A 7,104-nucleotide genomic window follows, 5' to 3' on the forward strand; every position below is an offset into this window, starting at 1 on the left:
GAGAGACGATGACGGCCCAGCCGATCGAAGCAGACGCCGCACCGGCCCAATGGCTGAAGAAGGCCCTGTCGCCGCGCACGCGGATCATGTCCTTGGCCGGCGGCCTGGTGATCGCCGACGCGATTCCGGCCGTAGGGTTTGCGGCGGGCCTTGGACTGGCCGTCGGCGCCCTGCCGCAGGGATACAGCCACGCCCTGCCCGGCGCGGCCCTGGCCGTCGCCTCGCTTCTGACGCGCGGGGCGCTGACTCAGGTCGCGACCGTCGTGGCCGCGCGCGCCGCCCGCGCGGTCAAGGGGGACCTGCGGCGTCAGGTCCTGAACGGCGCCTTCTCCGGCCGCCTGTCCGACGCCGAGACCATGACCGCGACCGTCGAGGGGGTCGAGGCGCTGGACGGCCATGTCTCGCGCTTCGGGCCCGCCCGCATGGCCGCCGCCGTGACGCCTCTGTTGCTGATCGCCGTCGCCGCCGTGGTCAGCCCCTTCACCGCCTGCATCCTCATCTTCACCCTGCTGCCCTTCGTCATCGGCATGGCCCTGACCGGCATGGCGGCGGGCGCCGAGAGCCGCCGTCAGTTCCAGGCGCTGGAACGGCTGTCCGGTCTCTTCCTCGACCGCATCCGCGCCCTGCCCGCCATTCTCGCCTTCCAGGCCGAGACGCAGCAGACGGCGGTGATCGCTCGCGCCTCCGACGATCTGGCCCGCCGCACCGGCAAGGTGCTGAAGATCGCCTTCCTCTCCTCGGCGATTCTGGAGTTCTTCTCGGCCCTGGCGGTCGCGCTGGTCGCCGTCTATTGCGGCTTCAACCTGCTGAAGCTGCTGCCCTTCCCCGCGCCTGAGCAACTCAGCCTGACGCGCGCCTTCTTCCTGCTGGCCCTGGCGCCCGAAGTCTATGCCCCCATGCGCCGCCTGGCCGCCGCCTATCACGACCGTCAGGCCGCCGAATCCGCCGTGCCCAGCCTGAGGAAGCTGACCGAGAGCGCCGCGCCCGTCGCCGCGCCGCCGCCAGCGCCCGCCAGCGCCCCCGCCGTCGCTTTCCGCGACGTGACCATCGCCTATGAAGCGGGCGCGCCCGTCCTGACCGACTTCAATCTGGCTGTCGCCCCCGGCGCCACCGTGGCCCTGCTGGGCGCCAGCGGCTCGGGCAAGAGCAGCCTGCTGCATCTCTTCCTCGGCCTGTCCCCGCTAAGCGACGGCGAGGTCGAGGTCGGCGACGTCCGCCTGTCCGACCATCCCGACCTGACCGCCTGGATCGCCTGGGCCGGTCAGGCGCCGGTCGTGGTGCCCGGAACCCTGGCCGAGAACATCGCCCTGGCCTGGCGCGGCGCGCCGTCAGGGCGCGTCATGGAAGCCGCCGCCCGCGCCGGCTTCACCGGCGACCTGAACCGGATCATCGACGAGCGCGGCGGCGGTCTGTCGGGGGGCGAGCGACGGCGGCTGGGTCTGGCCCGCGCCTTCCTCAAGCCCGCGCCGATCCTGCTGCTGGACGAGCCCACCGCCAATCTGGACGCCGCGTCGGAGGCCGCCCTGTTGCCGATCATCCGCGCCGCGGCCGAGGGCCGCACTACCCTGATCGCCACCCATTCCGAGGCCGTCGCCGAATTGGCCGACGTCGTGGTGCGGCTGTGAGCGCACCGAACATGTCCGGCGTCGCCCGCCTCAAGACCCTGATCCGCGCCCAGGAACGTCGGCAGGGCGCGCGTCTTCTGACCGCCGCCGTCACCGCCGCCCTCGTGTCCGCCGCCGCCGTCCTGCTGCTGGGGGTGTCAGGCTGGTTCATCACGGCCTCGGCCCTGGCCGGTCTTGCGGGGCCCCTGGTGGCCCACAGCTTCAACTTCATGGTGCCCAGCGCCCTGATCCGCTTCCTCGCCATCGTCCGCACCGGGTCGCGCTACGGCGAGCGGGTCACCGGCCACGACGCGGCGCTCAAGGCCCTGGCCGCCCTGCGTCCTCAGTTGTTCGAGAGCGTCGCGCGCGGCCCCGCCAGCCGCGCTCTGACGTTGGCGGGCGGCGATGCCTCCTCGCGGATGGTTCAGGACGTTGACGCGGTTCAGAACCGCTTCGTGCGCCTGTCAGCGCCCTGGGGCGCCGCCGCCGGTCTGGTGGCAGGCATCGGTCTGGCTCTGCTGACCGGCTGGATGACCGCCTTGGCCATCGCAGCGGCCAGCGCCTTCGGCGTGCTCGCCGCGGCCCTCGTCGGCCGCGGGATGGCCGAGCCCGCCGGGCGCGCGGTTCAGGCCGCGTCGGGCGATCTCAAGACCGAGTTCGCCGCCCTGGCCGCCGCCGCGCCCGAGCTTCAGGCCTATGGCGTCAAGCCCTGGGCAGTGGAGCGTCTGGCCGAGCGCGGCGCGACGCTGGAACGCGCAACCCAACGCCTGGCCGTGGCCGGCGGCTGGATCCTGCTGCCCCAGTCAGCCGCCATGGCCTTGGCTGTACTTGGCGTGATGGCGACCGCCGGGGCTGCCTCTCCGCCCCTGATCGCCTTGGCCATTCTGGCCGCCGTCACCACCGTCGAGAGCGCTGGCGCCCTGCTGACCGCCTTCCGCCACAACGGCGCGGTTGAAGCGGCGGTCGAGCGTCTGGGCGACCTGCTGGAAGCCCCCGCGTCAGCGCCGACTCAGCCCGCCGCCCCGATCATCGGCCTGAGCGCTGACCTCTTGCTGGCCCCGCCACAGCGCCTGGCCGTCACCGGCCCGTCCGGCGCCGGCAAGACCACCCTGATCGAGCGGCTGATGGACCTGCGCACGCCCCTGTCCGGCGAAGCGACCCTGGGCGGTGTCGACGCCGCCGACACCGCGCCCGACGCTGCCCGCGCCCTGTTCGCTTACGCCCCGCAACAGGCCGTGCTGCTGGCCGGCACGGTGCGTGAGAACCTGAAGCTGGCCCTGCCGGGCGCCGATGACGACGCCCTGTGGGCCGCGCTCGAAGACGCCGATCTGGCTGACCGCATCCGCGCCGCGCCCGCCGGTCTGAACGCGCCTCTTGGCGAGAACGGCGCCCGCCTGTCGGGCGGCGAACGTCGTCGCTTGGGCCTGGCCCGCGCCTATCTGCGCCCCGCGCCCTGGCTGGTGCTGGACGAACCGACCGAAGGTCTGGACGCCGCCACGGAGACGCGCGTGCTGGAGCGCCTGACGGAGCGTCTGGCGCGCACCGGTCAGGGTCTGATCCTGGTCAGCCACCGCCCCGCCCCTCTGGCCCTGTGCGACGAGCGTCTGGCCGTCACGGGTCTGTCGCCGTCCGGGGCGGTTCAGATGGCGTTGCGGAAGGCGCAGGCGGCGGCCTGATCCGCCGACATTCCTTTGATCTCTATCAAGGCGCGCGGGCTCGCGAACGGCTTTGCTGGGATTAAAGGAGATATCCCATGCCCGCAGACGTCGTTCCCGTCATCGCCGCCATCGTGTCGGCCTTCCTGGTCTTCATGGCCGTCCTCGGCTTTGCCTCCGTCTGGAGCAACATGGACGACAAGGCGAAGAACTAACGACCTGGAACCCGCCATGAAAAAAGCGCACGCCCGTTGAACGGACGTGCGCTTTGTCGTTGTTGCAAACCGTGGCCCGACGCCGATCAGTCGGTGTCGGTCGGGCCGCTTTCCTGCCCCGGAATGATGGCCCGGAACAGCAACTTGTCGATCCGGCGATCGTCCATATCCAGCACCTCGACCTCGAAGCGGCCCAGTTGAAGGATTTCGCCCTCCTGCGGCAGCCGCGACAGGTGATGCAGCACCAGCCCGGCGACGGTGTGGAAGCTTTCGTGCTCGCCGAAGTCCTCTCCCAGTTCGTCGCCCAGTTCGTCCAGATCGGTCTGGCCGTCGACCGCCCATGAGCCGTCTTCGCGCTTGCGGATCGACTGCCCCAGTTCGTCGTGGCTCTCGTTGAAGTCGCCAGCGATCATTTCCAGCAGGTCGGTGGCGGTCACCACGCCTTCGAAGGCGCCGTACTCGTCGACGACGAAGGCCATGTGAACCTTGGAGCCCTTCAGAATCTCCAGCGCCTTTAGCACCGAGGTCGACTGCGGAATGAAGGCGGGCTCGGCCACCAGCTTCTCGATGTCGTAGGAGCCGTCGGTCAGCAGGGCGTCAAGCAGGTCCTTCTTGTGAACCACGCCCAGGGGATTATCGACGTCGCTCTCGCGCGCCACGACGATGCGCGAATAGGGGCAGGTGCGGATTTCCTCGCGCAGCACTTCCTCAGAATCGTCCAGGGCGATCCAGAAGACCTCGTGGCGCGGCGTCATGGCCACGCGCACGGCGCGGTCACCCAGGCGCAGGATCTCCTCGATCATCTCCTGTTCTTCAGGCTCGATCAGGCCGGCGGACGTGCCTTCCGCCAGAATGCTCTCGACCTCTTCCTGGGTGACGTCCGAACCGTCGCGGTCCTTGACGCCGAGAAGTTTCAGGATGCCCGAGGTCGACGCCGTCAGCAGAAGCACGAAAGGCTTCATCAACAGGGCCATGGTCGAAATCGGCGCCGCCATCTTGGAGGCGATGGTCTCGGGGAAGATCAAGGCCAGACGCTTGGGCACCAGCTCACCGACGATCAGCGAGACATAGGTGATCAGCACGACCACCAGGGCCGTCGAAGCGAACTGCGAATAAGGCGCCAGCGCCGGGAAGCTGGTTTCCAGGATCCGGTCGAGCTCGCCCGCTATGGTCGCCTGACCATAGGCGCCCGCCAGAATGCCGATCAGGGTGATGCCGACCTGAACCGCCGACAGAAACTGCGTCGGCTCTTCGGACAGCTTCAGGGCCGCCCGGGCCCCGCGATCTCCGCGCTCGGCGCGGCTTTGCAGCTTGGATTTACGCGATGAAACGACCGCAAGCTCGGTCATGGCGAAAAGGCCGTTCAGCACCACAAGCAGCAGCACGACGGCGATAGCGATGGTCAACATCGAAAGGGGAGAAACCCGCAGCGCGGCGCGACAATCGGCGTCCGCGCGGCGACAATAAGGCCGAAGATGCGGCTACGCCAGCAAATCATGCACCCAGCCGCAGGTTCACCATGTCCTGCCGACACCGACCGACCCGTAGGCTCCTGTCTCGGATGGTCGCCCGCCGTCCTGAACCGCCGCGCAGGCGCTCATGCCGATGATGGTGCCGATGAACAGTCCCAGCCGGATCGCGCGCCGCATTTATGGTTACCCGATTGTTAACGTCGTTAGCCAACGTCACGGGCGGGCGGCGGTTCCCTGGCCGTGACCTCAGGCGGCGGCGGACGCCTCGGCGCGCCAGGCCTCGGCCGCAGCGATGCCCTGGTTGAGGCCATCCAGCAGGATCTCGAGCGTCACCGGCTTGGCGACAAGGGCGTCCACGCCGACCTGCATCGCCTGCTGCTGATGGGCTTCGGTCGTGTTGGCGGTCAGCATGACGACCGGCGTGCGGTCCAGTCGATGCGCCGCCTCGTGCGCCCGGATCAGGCCGATCGCGGTCAGCCCGTCCATCACCGGCATCTGCATGTCCATCAGGATCATGTCGTACCGGTCGCGCAAGAACTGATCCACGCCCTGACGGCCGTCGTCCGCGGTGTCGATCTCGAAACCCAGCGGTTCCAGCAGGCAGCGCACAACCATCTGGTTGGCCGGATTGTCCTCGACCACCAGAACCCGCTGCGCCCTGTCCATCGCTTCGGCGCCGTCGTCGGGAGCCGTGTCGGCCGCCGCGCCCAGCCGCTGGATGGGCAGGATGACGGAGAATAGGCTGCCCTCGCCCGGCGTTGACCGCGCGGAAATCTCGCCGCCCATCAACTCAGCCAGAGACCGGCAGATCGACAGCCCCAGGCCGGTGCCGCCAAACTCGCGCGAAATGGTGTCGTCGGCCTGAACGAACGGATTGAACAGGCGCTGCGCCGTCTCAGGATCAAAGCCGATCCCGGTGTCCTTCACCTCGATCCGCAGGCGCTCGCCCTCGGCGCCGGTCGTCAGATCGACCCGCACGTCCACAGCGCCTTCCGGCGTGAACTTGACCGCGTTGGACACCAGATTGGACACAATCTGCGTGATCCGCACGCCATCACCCAGCACCTGCCCTTCGGCGGCCTCCGAGAAGCTCACCGACAGGGTCACGTCCCGTTCCTCGGCGGCGGCGGCCCGCATCTCGACCACGGCGGCGATGTCGGCGCGCAGATCGAACGGGGCCGGTGCCAGACGGAACTGGCCCGCCTGCATCTTCGACAGGTCCAGCATGTCGTCCAGCACGCGCCGCAGGGAATCGCCCGCGCCGGTGATCAGCGACAGCATCTGCGTCTGCCGCTCGGTCAGGGTCGTGTGCGCCAGGGCCGAGGCCAGACCGAGGACGGCGTTCAGGGGCGTTCGCACCTCATGACTGATGTTGGCGAAGAAGCGGTCCCGCACCTGGGCCGCGCGGCGGGTCTCTTCCTGCGCGATCTCCAGCGCCTTCAGGGCCCGGACGTGATCGGAAACCTCGAAACGGATGGCCGTGTAGGTCTCGGGCCGTCCGTCCTCGCCCGGGTTCGGCACGATGGTCGTATCGACCCAGTACAGTTCGCCGTTCTTGTTGCGGTTCTGGATCGTGCCGCGCCACACCCCGCCGCCGGCGATGGTCCGGTAAAGGTCCTGGAAGAACGCACGCGGGTGATGGCCGGAATTGACCAGCCTGTGGTTCTGGCCGACCAGTTCGTCGCGGCTGTAGCCGCTGACGTCCACGAACTTCTGATTGCAGTACAGAATCTGGCCGGCGCGGTCCGTGATGGCCACGATCGCCGCCTCGTCCAGAGCCCCGGACAGGCCCGCGCGACGCGGCCAGTCAATGTCAGTCATTAGGCTTACCTCTCGTCAGGAAGGCCTTGCGCCAACTTCACCGCAGCTTCGTTAATATCATTGATATTCAGGCACTTATTATCCGTGCCCGGCGAATTTTCTCTCCGATCAATTCGCCAAGGTCGCCCCGACAGCAAAACGGCCCCCGGATTGCTCCGGGGGCCGCTCTGTTACGCTTTACGCTTGGCCTGACGCCCTTGCGGGCTGCTTCAGGCCGGTACGCTTACTGTTCGGGTCCGAAGACCCGGATCCATCGCTTAGGCGACGATCTTGGCCACGACGCCGGCGCCGACGGTGCGGCCGCCTTCACGGATAGCGAAGCGCAGCTTCTCTTCCA

5 protein-coding genes are annotated in these 7,104 nt (G+C 68.7%); 2 read left to right on the plus strand and 3 right to left on the minus strand.

Annotation, left to right across the window (positions count from 1 at the left end):
- Positions 1-8 precede the first annotated feature (8 nt).
- Together cydD and B3K53_RS01765 are read left to right on the plus strand one after the other, a co-directional pair.
- Positions 9-1,625, plus strand: a complete 1,617-nt coding sequence (cydD, locus tag B3K53_RS01760) for a thiol reductant ABC exporter subunit CydD (RefSeq protein WP_292082354.1) — start codon at positions 9-11, stop codon at positions 1,623-1,625.
- Positions 1,622-3,280 (plus strand): amino acid ABC transporter ATP-binding/permease protein, encoded by a 1,659-nt coding sequence (locus tag B3K53_RS01765; protein WP_292082355.1) that lies wholly within the window; start codon positions 1,622-1,624, stop codon positions 3,278-3,280. The genes cydD and B3K53_RS01765 overlap by 4 nt, the downstream gene beginning before the upstream one ends.
- A gap of 280 nt (positions 3,281-3,560) precedes the next feature.
- Here B3K53_RS01765 and B3K53_RS01770 read toward each other — a convergent pair whose 3' ends face one another.
- The 3 genes from B3K53_RS01770 to B3K53_RS01780 form a co-directional block, all read right to left on the minus strand.
- On the minus strand, positions 3,561-4,883 hold the full coding sequence (locus B3K53_RS01770; RefSeq protein WP_292082357.1) for a hemolysin family protein: 1,323 nt from the start codon (positions 4,881-4,883) through the stop codon (positions 3,561-3,563).
- Positions 4,884-5,192: 309 nt separating this feature from the next.
- Complete coding sequence (locus B3K53_RS01775) at positions 5,193-6,767, minus strand: PAS domain-containing hybrid sensor histidine kinase/response regulator (RefSeq protein WP_292082358.1); 1,575 nt, start codon at positions 6,765-6,767, stop codon at positions 5,193-5,195.
- Positions 6,768-7,024: 257 nt separating this feature from the next.
- Positions 7,025-7,104 (minus strand): hypothetical protein (locus tag B3K53_RS01780; protein ID WP_292082360.1); only part of this gene is annotated, 80 nt, incomplete at its 5' end.

It is taken from the genome of Brevundimonas sp. UBA7506 (assembly GCF_002479495.1).
GTDB lineage: Bacteria > Pseudomonadota > Alphaproteobacteria > Caulobacterales > Caulobacteraceae > Brevundimonas.

Bases quoted from the DNA above. Each gene is read 5' to 3' on its own strand.
- cydD (WP_292082354.1), top strand. From the start codon at position 9: ATGACGGCCCAGCCGATCGAAGCAGACGCCGCACCGGCCCAATGGCTG.
- B3K53_RS01770 (WP_292082357.1), bottom strand. From the start codon at position 4,883: ATGTTGACCATCGCTATCGCCGTCGTGCTGCTGCTTGTGGTGCTGAAC.
- B3K53_RS01775 (WP_292082358.1), bottom strand. From the start codon at position 6,767: ATGACTGACATTGACTGGCCGCGTCGCGCGGGCCTGTCCGGGGCTCTG.